General features: G+C 33.9%; 19 protein-coding genes. 5 read left to right on the forward strand and 14 right to left on the reverse strand.

What is annotated here, in order from left to right; all coding sequences use genetic code 11:
• Window positions 1-7: 7 nt before the first annotated feature.
• Entirely contained in the window at window positions 8-628 is a 621-nt protein-coding gene (locus APR43_RS11320; RefSeq protein ID WP_053473522.1) for a PASTA domain-containing protein, read from the forward strand.
• The gene (locus APR43_RS11325; RefSeq protein WP_053473521.1) at window positions 618-1,664 is read left to right on the forward strand and encodes an RluA family pseudouridine synthase; all 1,047 of its coding nucleotides are present in this window, start codon (window positions 618-620) and stop codon (window positions 1,662-1,664) included. The genes APR43_RS11320 and APR43_RS11325 overlap by 11 nt, the downstream gene beginning before the upstream one ends.
• Before the next feature lie 283 nt (window positions 1,665-1,947).
• Here APR43_RS11325 and APR43_RS11330 read toward each other — a convergent pair whose 3' ends face one another.
• The 14 genes from APR43_RS11330 to APR43_RS11395 form a co-directional block, all read right to left on the reverse strand.
• Window positions 1,948-3,189, reverse strand: coding sequence for an ATP-binding cassette domain-containing protein (locus tag APR43_RS11330; protein ID WP_053473520.1), 1,242 nt, complete (start codon window positions 3,187-3,189; stop codon window positions 1,948-1,950).
• A 104-nt stretch (window positions 3,190-3,293) separates the two neighbouring features.
• Window positions 3,294-4,145 (reverse strand): sulfurtransferase, encoded by an 852-nt coding sequence (locus APR43_RS11335; RefSeq protein WP_053473519.1) that lies wholly within the window; start codon window positions 4,143-4,145, stop codon window positions 3,294-3,296.
• Window positions 4,146-4,156: 11 nt separating this feature from the next.
• Window positions 4,157-5,008, reverse strand: coding sequence for a ThuA domain-containing protein (locus APR43_RS11340; protein ID WP_082356464.1), 852 nt, complete (start codon window positions 5,006-5,008; stop codon window positions 4,157-4,159).
• 12 nt (window positions 5,009-5,020) lie between these two features.
• Complete coding sequence (locus APR43_RS11345) at window positions 5,021-5,410, reverse strand: DUF1398 domain-containing protein (protein ID WP_053473518.1); 390 nt, start codon at window positions 5,408-5,410, stop codon at window positions 5,021-5,023.
• Between the two features lie 156 nt (window positions 5,411-5,566).
• Window positions 5,567-6,556: an alpha/beta fold hydrolase gene (locus APR43_RS11350; RefSeq protein ID WP_053473517.1), complete on the reverse strand. Its 990-nt coding sequence runs from the start codon at window positions 6,554-6,556 to the stop codon at window positions 5,567-5,569.
• 107 nt (window positions 6,557-6,663) lie between these two features.
• Window positions 6,664-7,500: a mechanosensitive ion channel family protein gene (locus APR43_RS11355; RefSeq protein ID WP_053473516.1), complete on the reverse strand. Its 837-nt coding sequence runs from the start codon at window positions 7,498-7,500 to the stop codon at window positions 6,664-6,666.
• A 19-nt stretch (window positions 7,501-7,519) separates the two neighbouring features.
• Window positions 7,520-7,918 (reverse strand): hypothetical protein, encoded by a 399-nt coding sequence (locus tag APR43_RS11360; RefSeq protein ID WP_053473515.1) that lies wholly within the window; start codon window positions 7,916-7,918, stop codon window positions 7,520-7,522.
• Between the two features lie 12 nt (window positions 7,919-7,930).
• The gene (locus APR43_RS11365; protein ID WP_053473514.1) at window positions 7,931-8,368 is read right to left on the reverse strand and encodes an acyl-CoA thioesterase; all 438 of its coding nucleotides are present in this window, start codon (window positions 8,366-8,368) and stop codon (window positions 7,931-7,933) included.
• A 126-nt stretch (window positions 8,369-8,494) separates the two neighbouring features.
• A complete protein-coding gene (locus tag APR43_RS11370) occupies window positions 8,495-9,727 on the reverse strand; it encodes an RNA polymerase sigma factor (protein ID WP_053473513.1) in 1,233 nt (410 codons plus the stop codon).
• Window positions 9,728-9,773: 46 nt separating this feature from the next.
• Complete coding sequence (locus APR43_RS11375) at window positions 9,774-10,121, reverse strand: YciI family protein (protein WP_053473512.1); 348 nt, start codon at window positions 10,119-10,121, stop codon at window positions 9,774-9,776.
• Between the two features lie 47 nt (window positions 10,122-10,168).
• Window positions 10,169-10,621, reverse strand: a complete 453-nt coding sequence (locus APR43_RS11380) for a carboxymuconolactone decarboxylase family protein (RefSeq protein ID WP_053473511.1) — start codon at window positions 10,619-10,621, stop codon at window positions 10,169-10,171.
• A 146-nt stretch (window positions 10,622-10,767) separates the two neighbouring features.
• Window positions 10,768-11,787 (reverse strand): saccharopine dehydrogenase family protein, encoded by a 1,020-nt coding sequence (locus APR43_RS11385; protein WP_053473510.1) that lies wholly within the window; start codon window positions 11,785-11,787, stop codon window positions 10,768-10,770.
• A 21-nt stretch (window positions 11,788-11,808) separates the two neighbouring features.
• Window positions 11,809-12,513, reverse strand: coding sequence for an outer membrane beta-barrel protein (locus APR43_RS11390; protein WP_053473509.1), 705 nt, complete (start codon window positions 12,511-12,513; stop codon window positions 11,809-11,811).
• 74 nt (window positions 12,514-12,587) lie between these two features.
• Window positions 12,588-13,877, reverse strand: coding sequence for a Na+/H+ antiporter (locus tag APR43_RS11395; RefSeq protein WP_053473508.1), 1,290 nt, complete (start codon window positions 13,875-13,877; stop codon window positions 12,588-12,590).
• 370 nt (window positions 13,878-14,247) lie between these two features.
• On the opposite strand from APR43_RS11395, the gene dnaK reads away from it, so the two are divergent.
• The 3 genes from dnaK to corA all read left to right on the forward strand — a co-directional run bounded on the left by dnaK (window position 14,248) and on the right by corA (window position 18,169).
• A complete protein-coding gene (dnaK, locus tag APR43_RS11400; protein WP_053473507.1) occupies window positions 14,248-16,131 on the forward strand; it encodes a molecular chaperone DnaK in 1,884 nt (627 codons plus the stop codon).
• A gap of 226 nt (window positions 16,132-16,357) precedes the next feature.
• Entirely contained in the window at window positions 16,358-16,921 is a 564-nt protein-coding gene (locus tag APR43_RS11405; protein ID WP_053473506.1) for a DUF6252 family protein, read from the forward strand.
• A 174-nt stretch (window positions 16,922-17,095) separates the two neighbouring features.
• On the forward strand, window positions 17,096-18,169 hold the full coding sequence (gene corA / locus APR43_RS11410) for a magnesium/cobalt transporter CorA (RefSeq protein WP_053473505.1): 1,074 nt from the start codon (window positions 17,096-17,098) through the stop codon (window positions 18,167-18,169).
• Window positions 18,170-18,174: the final 5 nt, after the last annotated feature.

The following is an 18,174-nucleotide window of genomic DNA, read 5'->3' on the forward strand; positions in this document are numbered from 1 at the left end:
TAAATTTATGAGTTTACGTAAGTATTTAACTAGCCGAGTGTTTTTCTTGCAGGTATTAAGTGCGGCTGCTATTGTTGCGGTTTTGGTTTATTTGTTTATGCATTGGTTGACTTTTACAACTGATCACGGACACGAAATTGCTGTTCCTAATTTAGCCAGACTGACTGAAGAACAAGTTGAAGAAAAACTGGATGAGCTGGATTTAGATTATGTGCTTTTGGATAGTGTTGATTACCGAAGTGAATTTCCGAAATATAGTGTTGTAGAGCAGGATCCGCTGCCGGGAACTAAAGTTAAAGTAGGAAGAAAAATATATATTAAAATTAATTCTTCGGGATTTTCGTCTGTGAAAATTCCTGATTTAATTGAAAAAACATATCGTGAAGCGGTGCCAACTTTAAAAGCTTTAGGACTTGAGCCGGGAACAATTACTTATATCCCGAATCTTGGAAAAGATATGGTTTTAGAAATGCGTTTAAAAGGCAGAAATTTAAAAGTAGGAGACCGTGTTTTGAAAGCGTCTAAAATTGATTTGGTTTTAGGTGACGGAAAAGCGAGTTATGTAGATGACAGTCAGGCAGCAGATAGTACAGCAGTGCCTGAAGAAACCCCAAAAGATGAACAATAATATTGAAGAAAATTTAGATCTGGAAGACGAATTATTCGAACATTACAGATTTGAAGTACCAAAAGGTCAGGCGTTTTTACGTATTGACAAATATTTGCTGAATTTGATTCAGAATGCTACGCGTAACAAAATTCAGAACGCAGCATCCGACGGAAATATTTTTGTAAATGATATTCCGGTAAAATCAAACTATAAAGTAAAACCTTTTGATGTGATTACGGTTATGTTATCGCATCCGCCGTATGAAAACCATATTCTGCCGGAAGACCTTCCGATTAATATTGTGTATGAAGATGACGCCTTTTTATTAATCAATAAAGAGCCGGGAATGGTGGTGCATCCGGGTCACGGAAATTATACCGGAACTTTGGTAAATGCCTTGGCACATCATTTTGATAATCTGCCAATGAACAGCAGCGAGCGTCCTGGTTTAGTGCATAGAATTGATAAAGATACTTCTGGACTTTTGGTTGTTGCCAAAACAGAAGCGGCAATGACGCATTTGGCGAAACAATTTGAAGCTAAAACTACAGAGCGTGAATATATTGCGCTTGTGTGGGGAAATGTTGCGGCAGAAAGCGGAACAATTGAAGGAAACCTTGCAAGGCATTTAAAAGACCGCATGCAAATGGCCGTTTTTGCTGATCCTGAAATAGGTAAACCTGCCATTACACATTATAAAGTTTTAGAACGTTTTGGTTATGTGACTTTGATTTCCTGCAAACTGGAAACTGGAAGAACGCACCAAATTCGTGCGCACATGAAACATATCGGACATCCGTTATTTAATGACGAACGTTATGGCGGACATTTGATTTTAAAAGGAACTACGTTTACAAAATACAAACAGTTTATAGAGAATTGTTTTAAAGCTTTGCCACGTCAGGCACTGCATGCTAAAACGCTTGGATTCGTTCACCCAAATACGGGAGAAATGATGCGTTTTGATACGGAGTTACCGCAGGATTTTCAGGATTGTATTGAAAAATGGCGCAATTACGTGAAATCGCATAATACGGAAGATGAAGAGAATTAATTTTTTAGAAAATAGAGGATAGATTAAAGAATATAGAAAAAGCTCCAACTTGGGCTTTTTTTATTTTACCATTAAGATATTAAGTTAATTAAGCGTGAGTCTCAATAAACTTAATATTCTTAAAAAGAAAATTAAGCTCAACACTATAATTTTATCATCGTTCCAATTTTCTGTAGAGACGCACTGCAGTGCGTCTAACGTATTGTGGATATTCGTTGCGGAGACGCACTGCAGTGCGCCTCTACAGATATACTTTGTGCTATAATGCTATTGGCAATCTTTTTTAATTTAATTCTGAATGATATTTTATTTTACCGATTGATCCCGTTGGATTTGGTAGAAGTTCGAAAACAGAAGTAGGAGCGAGGCCTTGTTCTATTCTATGCGAAACGTACAGAATTGTAACGTTTGTTTCTTGTTTTATGGTGTTGATAAGCTGAATTACCAAATCTACATTTTCGTCGTCCAGACCTTCTACAGGTTCGTCTAAAATTAATAAGGGCGGATGTTTTAAAACGGCACGAACAATTAACGCCACTCTTTGCTGACCGATAGAAAGATCAATGAAACGTTTTTTTCTTAAATGTGTCATTTCAATAACTTCAAGCCATTGCGAAACAATTTGTTTTTGATGCGTTGTTGGTTCAATATAAAGTCCGATGGAATCGAAAAACCCGGAAAGAATCATTTCTTCAAGAGTGTGTCCTTTTTGAAATAAATCGGTCATAGATGTTGTGAAGATTCCGATTTGTTTTTTGATGTCCCAAACGCTTTCTCCACTTCCTTTTTTTCTTCCGAATAAAAATAAATCCTGACCAAATCCTTTTGGATTATCGCCTGTAATTAAAGATAAAATCGTGCTTTTTCCAGAACCGTTTGGGCCAATTAACTGCCAGAATTCGCCTTGTTTAATTGTCCATGAAATATTGTCGAGAATTTTTCTTTCGTCATAACTAACCGAAACATTTTCCAGTTTTATTAATACACTTTCGTGGAAAGAATGCGGTTCAATTGCTTTTGGAATTGCCGATGTATTTAAGGTTTTAAAATGACTTTCGGTTTTTGAAATTGGATGTAATTCAAATGTATTATCGTTTATCTGTGCTTTATTCGGAACAAACGCCAAAACATCAACAACACGATTTAGCAGCTGGATAATAGCGATTTCGGTAGTTAAATCTTTTAACGAATCGGCTAAAATTACTCTCGAAGCCTGATCTAAATGATCAAACGGATTATCGAAAATGATAAAATCCGGTTTTTGATTAATGCAGTATTTTAAAAACTCTTTTTTACGTTCTCCAGATGAAAATGTGCGTAATTGTCTGTGTGATTCTGGAGATGCTTCTACGCTGTCGTATTGGTATTCTTTTTCGATGAATTTTTCAATTGCAATGTCTGAGAATAAAATCCCTTTTTGAGTATTAAAAACGGCTAATTCTCCTTTTGCTTCTCCATTAAGTAAACTGTCTATGAATGCTTTTTTATTTACCTGATTAGATAAAAGTATATCCCAATGTTGCATTGTGGTATTTTTATATTGATTGTATTATTTTTTTGCCACAGATTACACAGATTTAAATGATTAATCTTTTTAATCCTTTTAATCTGTGGCAAAAAAAATATAGTTTATTCTAATTTTTTCGTTGCCATTTCGCGGTCATTTCTTGACCATTCGCTCCAGGAACCTACGTAAAGTTTTGGAATTTCTATTCCTGCATAATCCAAAGCTAATAAAGTATGACAAGCCGTAACGCCCGAACCGCAATGTACAATTACATTTTCTGACGTTTTATTATTTAAAACTTCTTCATATTTTTTGGATAAAACTTCAGGAGATTTGAAAAGACCATTTTCGTCAAGATTTTCACTAAACGGAACATTTACCGCTCCGGGAATATGTCCGGCGATTAAATCTAAAGGTTCTGTAAGCCCGTCAAAACGATTTTTATCCCTTACATCGATTACGATATTTTCGCTGTTATTTCGGGCTTTTTCGATTTCTTCAATAGCAGCCGTTTTTAAATTCCATTTTGAAATTGGATAATTTTCTGTTTTTTCAAAATTTTCTATTTCTGAACTTATAGGAAAACCAATTTTTACAGCTTCTTGTAAGCCTCCATTTAAAACCTGAACTTTTTCATGATTTACGGCTTTTAGCATCCACCAAAATCTCGCAGCGGCATTTGAGCCATTTTTATCATCATAAATGACAACATGAGTTTCTGGTGAAATTCCTGTTTTTGAAAGTACTTCTGAAAATTTTTCTAAAGATGGAAGCGGATGTCTTCCGCCATTTTTCGGATTGCAGTCGACTGTTGCTAAATCTTTGTTTAAATCGACATAACGAGCACCTTTTAAATGTTCTGCTTTGTAATTTTCCTCGGCATTAATTCCTGCTCTGGCATCGATTAAAATGATTTCTGAGGAATTAAGTTTTACTAATTCTTCAGCGTTTATAATGGGTGAAAGTTTAGACATTTTTAATCCATTTATTTTTTAGAAGTTCCTAACCAAAGCAATGCATCAAGAATGAATTTGCTTTCGTTTTTATTTTCAAAAGTGTATGAAAGCGTTTTGTTAGTTCCGCCTTCATAATCAATATCATTGTGTCCCATATTGACATACAGCATTTTGTAGTTTTTGTTTGTCCAAACTACAGGGTAATAGCCTTCATGCCAAATTTCATGTGCTTTTGGTCCGGTTCCTAAAGGGAAACTACTTTCGTCAATTGCGAGAAGAATTTTTATGTCCGGATTTTTTCTAAGATCGTTGCTCCATCTGTACCATTCGTTTGGTGCTGATGTAAATGTTTTAGGCAGATTTTTGACTGCCGGATGCTGGTTTTCAACTCTTAAAACTGCCGATGTCGGGCGCCATGTATTACTTCCGTATTCTCCCGAACCTAAAAAGGTATTATGATACCAATCCCAATTTTGAGGATAACTCGAATTGTTTAAAGCAAAGGCCGAAAAATGAAATCCCATAAAACCGCCGCCGTTTTCCATATATTTTTGAAAAGCTTCACGCTGTTCCGGAGTTTCTGGCCTTGTATCTAAAAATAAAACAACCTGATAATTGGCTAAAAATTTTGCGTTTAGATTGTTCCAGTTATCTGTAGAGTCGTAAACAAAATGATTTTCTTCGGCTGCTTTTGGGAACCATTTGTTGGCTTCATGCACAAAACTTATGTGTGCCTGATCATTTTTTGCGGTGTAAAAAGCAATTACTTTAAATTTTGATTTTTCTTTTTTATGCTGAGAAAAGCCTGAAAAGCTTGCTAAAAAAAGCAATACTAAAACAGCTTTTTTAGTCAGCGAATAAATTGGATTTAAATTTGCCATCGATTTTTTAGATTAACCTGGAATTTTTTCAATTAAAATTTCGTTTTCTGCGCTGTCAAAATAAGTACAGGTCATTTCGATAATATCAACTCTCCATTTTGCAATTCCGCATTGTCCTGCATGATTGCAAAAAGTAAGATAATCTGTTTCACCGTTCTGGTGTTTTACTAAAAACTCGATAAAAAGTTCTTTGTTGACACTTACAGCAATCGAAATTGGATTGTATTTTTCATCAGATGTAACAGAATAACCATTAACACCATAATATTCAACGTGTCCGTCATTCACAAAAGTGTCGTAACCTTTTACGCCTAGAATGATTAAGTCTTGTATATAATTTGGAAAATCAGCTCCGCTTTTTACTTTAGCATGCGCTTCTTTGATTTGGTCGATTGTAAACATATTATTTAATTTTTAGATTATTAGTTAGTTAATGTTTGCCACGAATTACACGAATTTTCACGAATTATTTTTTCAGCATTATGTAAATAAAAATTAGTGTAAATTAGTGAAATTCGTGGCGAATAAAAATATAATTTGTGGCAAACCAAAAATATATTATTTCAAAAATACGATTAATGGTTTTATAAATTGATCGAAAGATTCTATGTGTGGTAAATGTCCGGTATTGGGAACTTCAACCAATTTTGAATTCGGAATTGCTTTTTGAGTTTTTTTGCCCAATTCAGCATAATTTCCCATTGTTTTTCGAATTTCTTCAGAAACTAAAGGTTTTCCTATTGCAGTTTTATCTCTTGTTCCGATGATTAAAAGCGTTGGACTTTTGATGTTTTTGAATTCGTATAAAACAGGCTGTGTAAAAATCATATCGTACATTAAAGCAGAGTTCCACGCCACTTTATTATAATCTGGAGCAGAAGTCCAACCGGCAGAAAGTTCGGCCCATTTTTTATAATCGGGATTCCATTTTCCGTCGTAATAATTTTCCATTTGGTATTTTTTGATAGCCTGATAATTTTGTTTTAATTCAGATTCATACCACCAATCGACTGGTTTGTAAGGAACGACAAGTTTCCAGTCTTCTAAACCAATTGGGTTTTCGAGAACTAATTTTTCGGCAGTTTCAGGATACATTAAAGTAAATCTTGTAGCTAACATTCCGCCCATAGAATGTCCTAGAATCGTTGTTTTTGTAATGCCTAAATGATCCAGTAATTTCTTGGTATTTTCGGCAAATTGCTGAAATGAGTATTGATAATTTTCTGGTTTTGATGATTTCCCAAAACCAATTTGATCCGGAACAATAACTCGGAAACCTGCTGCCGTCAAAGCTTTTATTGTAGTTTCCCAATAAGCGCCGTTGAAATTTTTTCCGTGAAGTAAAACAATGTTTTTGTTATTGTAGTTGTCTGGTTTAATATCTATATACGCCATTTTTAAATTTTGGCGCTGATTATTCAATTCTAAAAACTGAACTGGAAACGGATATTCATAATTACTTAAATTGATATCTAAGGCCTTTATTTTTTCTTCTTGCGAAAAACAAAATAAGGGTAATACTAATATGATGAGTTTTATAATTTTCATTCTGATGCATTTTTATTAAGAATTATAAATTTACCGCTATGCATTTTGAAAAGCAAAAATTAAAGTCTTAAAATTATCAGAAAAAAGAGAGAAGTGTCGTTTATAAACTATTTTTTAAGTGTTACAACTCTTTGCGGATACGGAATATCAATCTCTGCTTCGTCAAAACGTTTTTTGATACTTTGCAGTAAATCGCAATACATAACAAAACCGTCTGTAGAGTTTTTTGCCCAAGCCCAAGCTTTTAGTGTTACGCTCGAATCGGCCAAAGCCACAACTCTTGCTACGACCAAAGGCGTTTTTTGTTTTTTATTTTCGGCAGTTCTGGTGTCAATAAAAAGCGGATGTTTAGCGATTTCATCCTGCATTATTTCTAATGCTTTTTCGACATTCGATTCATAGCCAATTCCTATTTCGATTATTTTACAGCATTTGGTATCGTGCATATTAGTATTGACAATAATCTGATTGCTGATAACGGAGTTTGGAATTATAATTCTGTTATTTTCTGCATCTTTTAAAACAACTTGTCTCAAATTGATGTCTTCAACTGTGCCGACAAAATTATTTATGGTGATTTTATCATTGATTCTAAAAGGCTTAAAAATCACAAGGAATATTCCGCTCACAATATTACTCAAAGCCTGTTGCGAAGCTAAACCTGCAACTAGAGAAATTACGCCGGCACCAGCTAAAAAGGAATGTCCGATTATTTTAAATTCGGGAATTTGGATTAAGGCAAAAGCAAATCCCAAAATATAAATTACAGTGATAATAAAATGTTTTAGAAACTTAAATCCGGTTACATCATATTCCTTATCGCTTAATTTTCGGTATAAAAAATAGCGAAGTACTTTATCTGTTATCGAACCTAAAATTATGGTTGTAATGGCTATAATAGCAATAAAAATTCCTATTCTAAAGTCTTTTAAGTAATCGATCATAGCTTTGAGAATTTTTGTATTAATGTAAAATTACAGATTCGATTAACCATTTTTTGTCTACTTTTTTCAGGTTAAATTCTATTGGCATAGCAATATCCTGATTTGGAGAAACAACTATTTGGGCAGTCGAATCTGTAATTTCTTTTTCGAAATATTGAGCGTCTTTTTCTTTATCCAGAAATCTTGCTTTTTGATCATCCGGAATGCTTTTTTCCATTTTTTTAAGGGTTTCTAAATTCATTAAATTCTCTTTATTAAGAATCACGAATTCTTTCGCAGCTTTAAAATCAAAATGATTTGTTGCAGCTAAATAAGCTGTAACAGTTTCTTTTGGAGTTGCGATTTCCTTTTTGGATTTATGCGATTCACAGCTTGTAAAAACAGCCAGAAAAATTAAAAACGCTATAGAATATTTCATTTGTTTTGTGTTTTACAATCCAACAAAATCATCACTTTTTGGAAAAATGCTTAAAGCCTGAATTGCAATTTCGGGAGTTGGAGAAGCCAGTTTTCTAAGTTTGGTATCCATCCATGCACCGTCGACTGTAATGGTGGCACAAAGTGTATCATCTTCTCGTCTAAATTCGTGAATGATAGACCAGCGCGAAGCATCGGCTTTCATTTTTGATGTTTTGGTATGAATAAATATTTTGTCTGAAAGTTTTAATTCTTTTCTAAAAACACATTCTTCCCTAAATAAAACGGGACCAAAACCCTGCGTTTGCATTACTCGTAATGTCAAGCCAAGTTCTTCGAGAATTTCGATACGATGCTGTGCACCAAAATCGTAATAAGCACTATGACGAACGTGAAAATTTGGGTCAAGATCTGACCAGCGAAAAGAGATTTCCTTAATAAATGAAGCCATTTTTGTATTTGTAATTTAATAATTTTTTAAATGCTGTACTGAAATTGTTTTTTGAACATACATTTTAAGAAATCTAAATTACAAATAAAAACTGAATGGAACTGAGAAAGTAAATTGAGGATTAAACTATATTTTTAGTATACCGATGTTTTGTTTGATGATGTTTTTATCAGAAACGGAACTGGCAAGCTGCAAAGCTTTTTCGAAATGTTCAAGTGCTTTTTTATTGTCAATATCTGTATATAAGTTTCCTAATAAAGAGTAATAAAAATGATTGTCGGTTAATTGTAATTTCTCTGCTTCAATAATGGCAGTTTGTTTTCCGTTTGTTTTGGCTAAAGCAAATGTGCGGTTGAGCGCTGCAATTGGCGAATATTCGAGAATTAATAATTGATTGTAAAGCTGTAATATGTTTTCCCATTTTTGGGCAGAATCTTCTTTTTGAGTATGCCAATATGCGATTCCGGCTTCGAGATGGTATTTCGTAAGTTTGTTTCCGGTTGATGCTTTACCGAGAAAATAAGTGCCTTTTTCTATAAGTTCCTGATTCCAGAGTGTTTCATCCTGATTTTGATATAAAACCGTTTCTCCATCGCTGTTTGTTCTGGCATCAAATCTTGAAGAATGAAAACACATTAAGGAAAGTAATGCATTTACGGGTGGCAGGTTTGTTGCCGGATTTTCGATTAATAAAAAAGTTAAACGCATGGCTTCGGCACAAACGTCTTTTCGTAAAATTGTATTTTGAGACGTTGAATAATAACCTTCTGAAAATAGTAAATACAGGGTTGTTAAGACATTTTCGAGTCTGTTGTTGATTTCAGAATTGCTGGGCTGCTCAATTTTCACATTGGCTTCTTTCAGTTTTTCTTTGGCGCGGTTAATTCTTTTGTAAATGACTTCTTTATTGGTTAAAAAACCGTCTGCAATTTCCTGAATTCCAAATCCGCATAACAGATTTAGTGCCAATGCAATTTGTGCTTCGGCAGAATTTATGGGATCACAAACTGTAAAAATCATGGCTAACTGACTGTCAAAGATATTTTTATTGGATAAATCAATTTCAATTTCTTCAGACTTATTAGCATTGTGTTTTACTTCGACGGCAATTTTTTGTTCGAAGAGTGTATCACGTTTTAAGTAATTTTTTGTTTTGTTTTTTGCAACGGTATAAAGCCATGCCGTTGGATTCTCCGGAATTCCTTTTACGCTCCATAATTCTGTTGCGGCGAGAAAAGTATCGCTGGTAATATCTTCGGCGATTTCGATGTTTTCAATTCCGAATAAATAACAGAGTACCGAAACTATTTTTCGGTACTCTGTTCTAAATAAATTGGGTAAAAGCTGACTTTCTTCCATTTATAAAATTCCTTTTTAAAAGAATAAGAAGTTATTTTTAAGATTATTATGCTCCGGTTACGGCCATTCTAATTTCAACATTTCCGCCCAATCCTAAAATCGGACATCCGTTTGCAATACTTACGGCTTCGTCATAATCTGCCGCTTTTATTATAATCAAACCGCCAATTGCTTCTTTAATTTCGGCATAAGGCCCGTTGATTACACTTTTGTTCGATTTAACAATTTTGCCTTCACCATCCCAGCGCTGTAAAGGTTTTGCTAACTTGTTCTGAGCAGCGATTCCGCCCAGCCAATCCTGCCAAAGCTTAAGTGAATCCTGTAATTCCTGTGGAGAAGGCTGTGTTTCTTTAGTGATATAATCTCTTCTAAATATTAATACAAATTCGTTCATGATATTATTTTTTTAATGTCAATATTTTTATGCGATAATTATTTTGATTAACCGAATTGCCCAACTTTGTAAGTTCCCGGTTCGTTAGGAAATGCAAGGTTGATGCGGTTCCAAGTGTTAATGTTTGTAATTGCCAAGGTTAAATCAATTAATTCCTGTTCGTTAAATTCGCTTACTGCTTCTTTATAAACTGAATCTGGCACGTCGCATTTTGTTACAGCTTCGGCCCAGGCAAAAGCAGCTCTTTCGCGATTTGTGTAATATGAGGTTTCTCTCCATGCACTTAATCCGTATAAACGTTGTTCAGTTTCACCTTTATGGCGTGCATCTTTATAATGCATATCTAAGCAATAGGCGCAGCTGTTTATTTGTGAAACTCTAAATAAAACTAATTCTAAAAGAGCTGATTCTAAAGTTGATTTTTTTAAATAACCGCCAATTCCGTAAAGTGTTTTTAAAGCGTCTTGTCCTTTTTCGTGAATGTTAATTCTTGTTTCCATTTTGTATAAAGTTTTAATGTTATACTCTAATAACAATCGAACTTTCGGAATTGGACAAAATATTTTATTTTTTTTGAAATAAATTTGAAAATAATTAAAATTCCTTGTGTTTACAGGACTTTACGGATACTTTTTTTAATGAAAAATTATAAATGAGATTCTTCTATAGCCGAAATTGTGATGTCATCTTCATTTAAAGACTTTAAAAAATCTGCTGTGTCAAAAATTTCTCCAATAACGGTAACACCAGTTTTAGCTGTTTTTTCAGATAGTATTCTGTTTACGGTTTCTACGACTAAAGGTGAAGTTACAGCATAAATATCTTGTCCTTGTGCTGTAATTTTTCTTTTGATATTATCTTTTACAGCAACCACTTCTACAGAAAACTGCTGCGATGACCTGTTCTTTTCGTCAGTAGGTTCAGGTTCAGGAGTATCTTTATTTCTAAGATCGTCTAAAGAATTTTGACTCAAATAAGTATTGATCGTATTTACATTTAAATGACGTGAAATGGTAATAATTTCAGAGAGAGGTAGACTCACAACTTGTTTAATTCCAATTGGATTTTGGAAATTCCAGTCAATTGGAACACTTGGTTCCAGTTCTTGTAATTTATTGTTTTTTAATGTTAATCTGGTGTAATGATTTCTATCGCCTGTTAATCTGGTTCCTTTTGTGGGATACCAGGAATCAAGGCCAATATAGATGTTTATTTCGTCAATTTTGTCCCAATCGTATGTTATTGCCGTACTCAATAAATCGCCTAAACCGCCATAGAATGCAACGGCAGGAATTATTAAAATTTTGCCTTTGGCTTTTTCAGCATAATTTTCAAATACATCTAAAACTGCTTTTTGCTCGGCACTTAAATCAATATAATGAATACCTAACCTTAAAGCAGATTCAATAATAGGTTCTGCAGTATCTAAAAATGGACCTGCACAGTTTATAATAATTTCAGATTCAGAAAAAGCATTGTCTAAACTTTCAGCGTCACTAATATCTGCGGCTTTTATTGTTGAATTTGGATATTGACTTTTCAATTGCTGCAACTTTTCCTCATCTCTTCCGGAAAGAATTAATTGATATCCTTTTCTGGAAAGTTCAGCGACAATAAATTTTCCCGTGTGTCCGTAAGCGCCATAAATTGCAATGCTATTTTTCATATTCCAGAGTTTTTTAGTTTTTTATAGTACTTGATACGTTACACCAAATCTGAAGATTTTTGAGTAAGCTTCGTTTGTGCCGCCAACATATCCATCAAGATAATTTTTTAATCCGAAAGAATAGCCTACATAAACACCAAATTTTTTATAATCTGTTGAGATTTGAATTCTTGGACGTAAATCTGTACTTATTGTTTTTCTGTCTCTAGACGTAGTATATTTATTTCCATCTGTATCAGTTGCATCTCCTTTTTCTTTAGTACTTAGGATATTTGCAATATCAAGACCTGCCACTAAATCGATAGGAAATGTATCTGCATTAAAACGGTATCCGGCAAAAGGGTTTACGTTGATGGTATTAACATTCATGAAAGTTTCGCCAGAAACGGGAACAGCAACAGCTTCTTCATATTTAAATACTGAGGTCAAGGAAGTTTTGCTTCGCAAATCTTCGTAACCAACTCCTATACCATATATAAAATTAACTCTGGTTACTCTTTTCAAATTTAATGAAACTCCATAAGAAAGCGTATTTTTTGATCCATAAGGATTATTGGTGTATCCATAACCTATGGTTTCAGAATCTAAAATAAACGAAGATGATTCTGCACTTTTTCCGCCAAAAGCAGAAAGTCCAGAATCTAAAGAAACTCTTAATTCTGTTTTTTGAGCGTAAGAATTGGAAAAGAAAATAAAGGCAATCGCTAGTAATACTACTTTTTTCATTAGAAGTTTTTGGTTAAAATTAATGAAGCTAATGTAGGTAAAATAGTATTGTATTTTGAAGCGATATTTTATTTTTATTTTAAATTTTCTTCTAGTTTTTGTTCTTTTTCACTTTTAGCATTTAATCGTTTAACGATCCACGGAAGCGTAAGTCCCTGCCCGATAAGCGTAAAAAGCACGACTGCAACAGAAATAAAAATAATCGTATTTCTTTCGGGAAAAGGAGTACCGTCTTCAAGAAATTTTGGAAGTCCAATAGCAATGGCAAGAGATACAATACCGCGCATTCCGGACCAGCCTAAAATAATACTGTTGTTAAAGTCTAACAGCGCATCTTCACTAACTTTTCTTTTTCCGCCTCGGTTTTTTTGAAATGCTTTTTGAAGATTGATTTTTTGGAGAAATACCCTAACCATTCTAATCAACAAAGCTACAATTGTAATGATAAAAGCATAACCGAGATATGGCAGAATCATGTGATTATCGATATCTTTTAATAAATATCTGGCATTAAGTCCAATTAAAATAAAGATTAATCCGTTTAATAGAAAGATGATAATATCCCAAAGGCTTTTGGAACTGTTTTTTAAGTTTTCCGGAAATATTTTTTTGCTGAAACGGGCAATTGCCAGTCCGGAAACTACTACTGCAATTACGCCTGAAACGTGAAATTGTTCTGCTACCAAGTAGGCTACAAACGGCATTAATAGCATAAAGCTAATCGTGACATTGGTGTTTTTATGTACTTTACTTAATATAAAAGCAAGGATTTTTGCAATCACCATTCCTACCAAAAAACCGCCTCCTAATAAAAAGATAAACTGCAGCGTTGCTTTCCAGATTACAAAAGCAGATCCCATTACGGCTGCAACAGCAAAGCGATAGGCAACAAGTGCAGAAGCATCGTTTATTAAACTTTCACCTTCTAGAATTGTAATGGTTTTATGAGATATTCCCAGTCCTTTAGTAATGCTTACAGCGGCAACGGCGTCGGTTGCAGAAAGTATGGCGCCAAGTACAAATGCCAGCGGCCAGGTAATATTCGGGATCATATAATGAGCTACTACGGCAATCCAAAATGTGGTAAGAAAAACTAAAGTTATCGCCAGCGTGCTGATGGTATTGAGATTGGTTTTAAAATCCTTTGGAGAAATATTAAACGAAGCATCATATAATAATGGCGGCAGAAATATCAAAAAGATAATTTCGGGATTAATCTGGATTTCGGTCATGGTTGGAATAAAACCAATGGCGATTCCAACAATTACAAGAAGAATAGGGTAGGGAAGTTTTGCTTTATCAGCAAAGACAGATAATCCGATTACGATGGCAAGTATAAATATAATGATGCTGTAATTTTCCATTTTTTGGATTTAGAAAAATGCTAATGTACTTAATTCAGTATTTAATTAAAAATTATTCTGATTGGAGAAAGACAAAAGTTCTAATGAAAACTAATGCCCTAGCCCCGATAGAAGCGGCATCCTTTTATGGTCTCGTTTCTTTAACGAGACCATAAAAGATATAGCGGATAGCGGGAATAAGCTCCTTTAAATATGACATATTTATAGGCTTATGCCATGGTTGTCAGTCTTGAAAAATGTCATGTTGTCAGATGAATATTGTTGTGCCAATATTAAAACTGACAATTTACTTTGGTTTTTTATCTTGGCACAAAGATTGACTTATGCCACGTGAGTTATGAAAATTAAATCAAAATTAAATATATAAAAAATGGGTAAAATAATCGGAATTGACTTAGGTACGACGAACTCTTGTGTTTCTGTAATGGAAGGTAACGAAGCAGTTGTTATCCCTAATGCAGAAGGAAAAAGAACGACTCCATCTATCATCGCTTTTGTTGAAGGTGGCGAAATTAAAGTAGGGGATCCTGCAAAAAGACAAGCAGTAACGAATCCTACAAAAACGATTGCTTCTATTAAACGTTTTATGGGACACACTTTTGCTGAAACTCAAGATGAGGCAAAAAGAGTTCCTTACAGTGTTGTAAAAGGTGACAACAATACTCCACGTGTGGATATTGATGGTCGTTTATACACTGCTCAGGAGTTGTCTGCAATGACACTTCAAAAAATGAAAAAAACTGCTGAAGACTATTTAGGTCAAACTGTAACTGAAGCAGTTATTACTGTTCCTGCTTACTTTAACGATGCACAACGTCAAGCTACTAAAGAAGCTGGTGAAATTGCTGGTCTTAAAGTTATGCGTATCATCAACGAGCCAACTGCTGCTGCACTTGCTTACGGATTAGATAAAAAAGGAACTGATCAAAAAATTGCTGTTTACGATTTAGGTGGAGGTACTTTTGATATCTCTGTTCTTGAATTAGGTGACGGTGTATTTGAAGTATTATCTACAAATGGTGATACTCACTTAGGTGGTGATGATTTTGACCAGGTTATTATTGACTGGTTAGCTGACGAATTCAAATCTGAAGAAGGTATTGATTTACGTTTGGATCCAATGTCATTACAACGTTTAAAAGAAGCTGCTGAGAAAGCTAAGATTGAATTATCATCTTCTGCTGAAACAGAAATCAACTTACCATACGTAACTGCTACTGCTTCTGGACCAAAACACTTAGTGAAAAAATTATCTAGAGCTAAATTTGAGCAATTATCTGATACTTTAGTAAAACGTTCTATGGAGCCAGTTGCTAAAGCATTAAAAGATGCAGGTTTATCTACATCTGATATCGACGAAGTTATCCTTGTAGGAGGTTCTACTCGTATGCCAAGAATCGCAGACGAAGTAGAGAAATTCTTCGGTAAAAAAGCTTCTAAAGGTGTTAACCCTGATGAGGTTGTTGCTATTGGAGCTGCTATTCAAGGTGGAGTTTTATCTGGAGATGTAAAAGATGTATTGTTACTTGACGTAACACCTCTTTCTTTAGGTATCGAAACTATGGGTGGTGTATTGACTAAATTAATCGAGTCTAACACAACTATCCCAACTAAAAAATCTCAAGTATTCTCTACTGCTGCTGATTCTCAACCATCTGTTGAAATCCACGTATTACAAGGAGAAAGAGCTATGGCTGCTGATAACAAAACTATTGGTCGTTTCCACTTAGATGGTATCCCGCCAGCACCAAGAGGAGTTCCTCAAATCGAAGTAACTTTCGATATCGATGCTAATGGTATCATCAAAGTATCTGCAACTGATAAAGGAACTGGAAAATCTCACGATATCCGTATCGAGGCTTCTTCTGGATTAACAGCTGAAGAAATCGAAAAAATGAAAAAAGATGCTGAAGCTAACGCTGATGCTGACAGAATTGCAAAAGAAAGAGCTGAAAAATTGAACGAAGCTGATAGTACTATTTTCCAAACTGAAAGTCAATTGAAAGAATTGGGAGATAAATTAACAGACGATCAAAAAACAGCTATCGAGTTTGCTTTAACTGAATTAAGATTTGCTCACCAATCTCAAGATCTTGAGGCAATCCAAAAAGGATTAGACAATGTAAATGCAGCTTGGAAAACAGCTACAGAAGCAATGTACGCTCAAGGTGGTGAACAAGGTCAACAAGCTGCTCCACAACAAGAGCAATCTGGAGACAATGTTGAAGACGTTGAATTCGAAGAAGTAAAATAATTTACTACGTAAAGACGCACTGCGGTGCGTCTCTACAATTGAATATAAAAACCGAGTCAGAAATGACTCGGTTTTTTTGTGTCTATATATTAAATTGTTGTGTTTCAGTTATATGAAAATTAAGATTGATTTAATTGAAAAAAACTTCGCAAAATGAGGTTTCCCTCAATTTAATTATCAGGTTTTAGCTTAGTTTTGGGAAAAATAACCTAAAACAAAAAATACCATGAAAAAAATCTTAAGCCTCGGGTTTATCTTCCTGACTATTCTATTTACGGGATGCAGCAGTGATAACGATGATAATGCTGTTGACAATGAAAACTCAGTTTCTGCTGTTATAAATGGAGCAGACTGGAAACCTACAAAAATCAATAGTGTGACTTTAATTAAAGTACCAGGAATGAACCAGCGTTTTGATATAAACATTCAAGATGATTCTAAAATGCTTATGCTTGCATGTGAAAACGCTACTACTGCTGAAGATGCAATGCCATTAAAAGAATATAATTTTTACGAAGAGATAGATGAAGAAGATAAAAAATTACAGGTTAGTGATGCATTATTTATTAATTCTTATTTAATCGATGGAAATACTTATACAGAACACATTCCTGTTTCTGGAAAAATAACAATAACCGCAATGGATCCAAATAAAAAGACGGTTTCGGGAACATTTAGTTTTAAAGCTGTAAAAGGAGGCGTGTTGCAAACTAAAATTGTAACTCCAGAAGTTTTTGAAGTAAAAAATGGAGTGTTTACTAATTTATCATATACGGTTTACAAACAATAAATTACATCGAAAATGATATCAAACCGAGTTAGAAATGACTCGGTTTTTTTATGCCTGTTATTTAACGTAGAGATGCACTGCAGTGCATCTATTTATAAGGTTTTTTACAAAATGACAATTGTCATTTCCCATTCAGATTCTTTTTCGTAATATTACTATTGTAAATTTTTTTGAATGAGAAAGATTAAATACAAAAAAGGAAGAAAGCTCCAACACATTACTTTAGAATATACAGGCTCGCATAAAGAACATGAAGCCGAAATGCAGCTTTTTGTTTATGATGATGCCGATGTTGTTGAATATGAAAAGTTTACAGTTCTTGCTTTAAATTCCTGTTTTGATTATTCTAAAAATAACTGGCTGAATATTCATGGTCTAAATGACATCAATCTTATTAAAACAATTGGTGCACATTTTAAGCTGGATGATTTTTTACTTGCCGATATTTTAAATACTACCAAAAGAACCAAGCTAGAGGAACAGCAAAATGTTTTATTCTTTAATATAAAATCACTTTTGCCTTCTGAATATTCAGATAGTATCAGCGTAGAACAAATTAGTTTTATTTTAAAAGACGGAATTTTAATCTCATTTCAGGAAAAACGAAGTGATTTCTTTACCCACATTCGCGAGCGCCTTCGTACACATGCAGGAATTGTAAGGACTAAAAAAGTAGATTATTTGCTGTATTTACTTTTAGATGCCGTTATGGAAAACTTCTACATTACAATTGAAGATGAAGAAGAGAAGATCGAAGAATTAATCAATTTGACTAAAAAAGGAGCTGATCCTGTAATTTTAGAAAAAATTGAGAATCACAGGGATAATTTTAATTTTCTAAAACGTTCAATAGTTCCGCTTCGGGATTCTTTATATTATCTAAAAACAATTAAAGATGACGATGAAAATAACGGTCTGATTCAGAAAGAAACGTTTAATTTCTTTATCAGACTTCATCAAAAAAGTTTAGAACTTTTGGAACAAATAGAATCAGATATGAGCGCGCTCGAAAGTGCCTCTAATTTTTATTTTTCGGAACAAAGCCGGAAAATGAATGAAATCATGAAAACTTTAACTATAATCTCAGCCATATTTATTCCGCTGACTTTTATTGTTGGAGTGTATGGAATGAATTTCGAAAATATGCCGGAACTGAAAACAGAAAACGGCTATTTTGTAGTAATGGGCATTATGTTTTTGTTAGTGTTGGGATTAATCATTTATTTCAAGAAAAGACGTTGGTTTTAATGTTT

Source organism: Flavobacterium sp. NLM (assembly GCF_002210235.1).
GTDB classification, from domain to species: Bacteria; Bacteroidota; Bacteroidia; order Flavobacteriales; family Flavobacteriaceae; genus Flavobacterium; species Flavobacterium panici.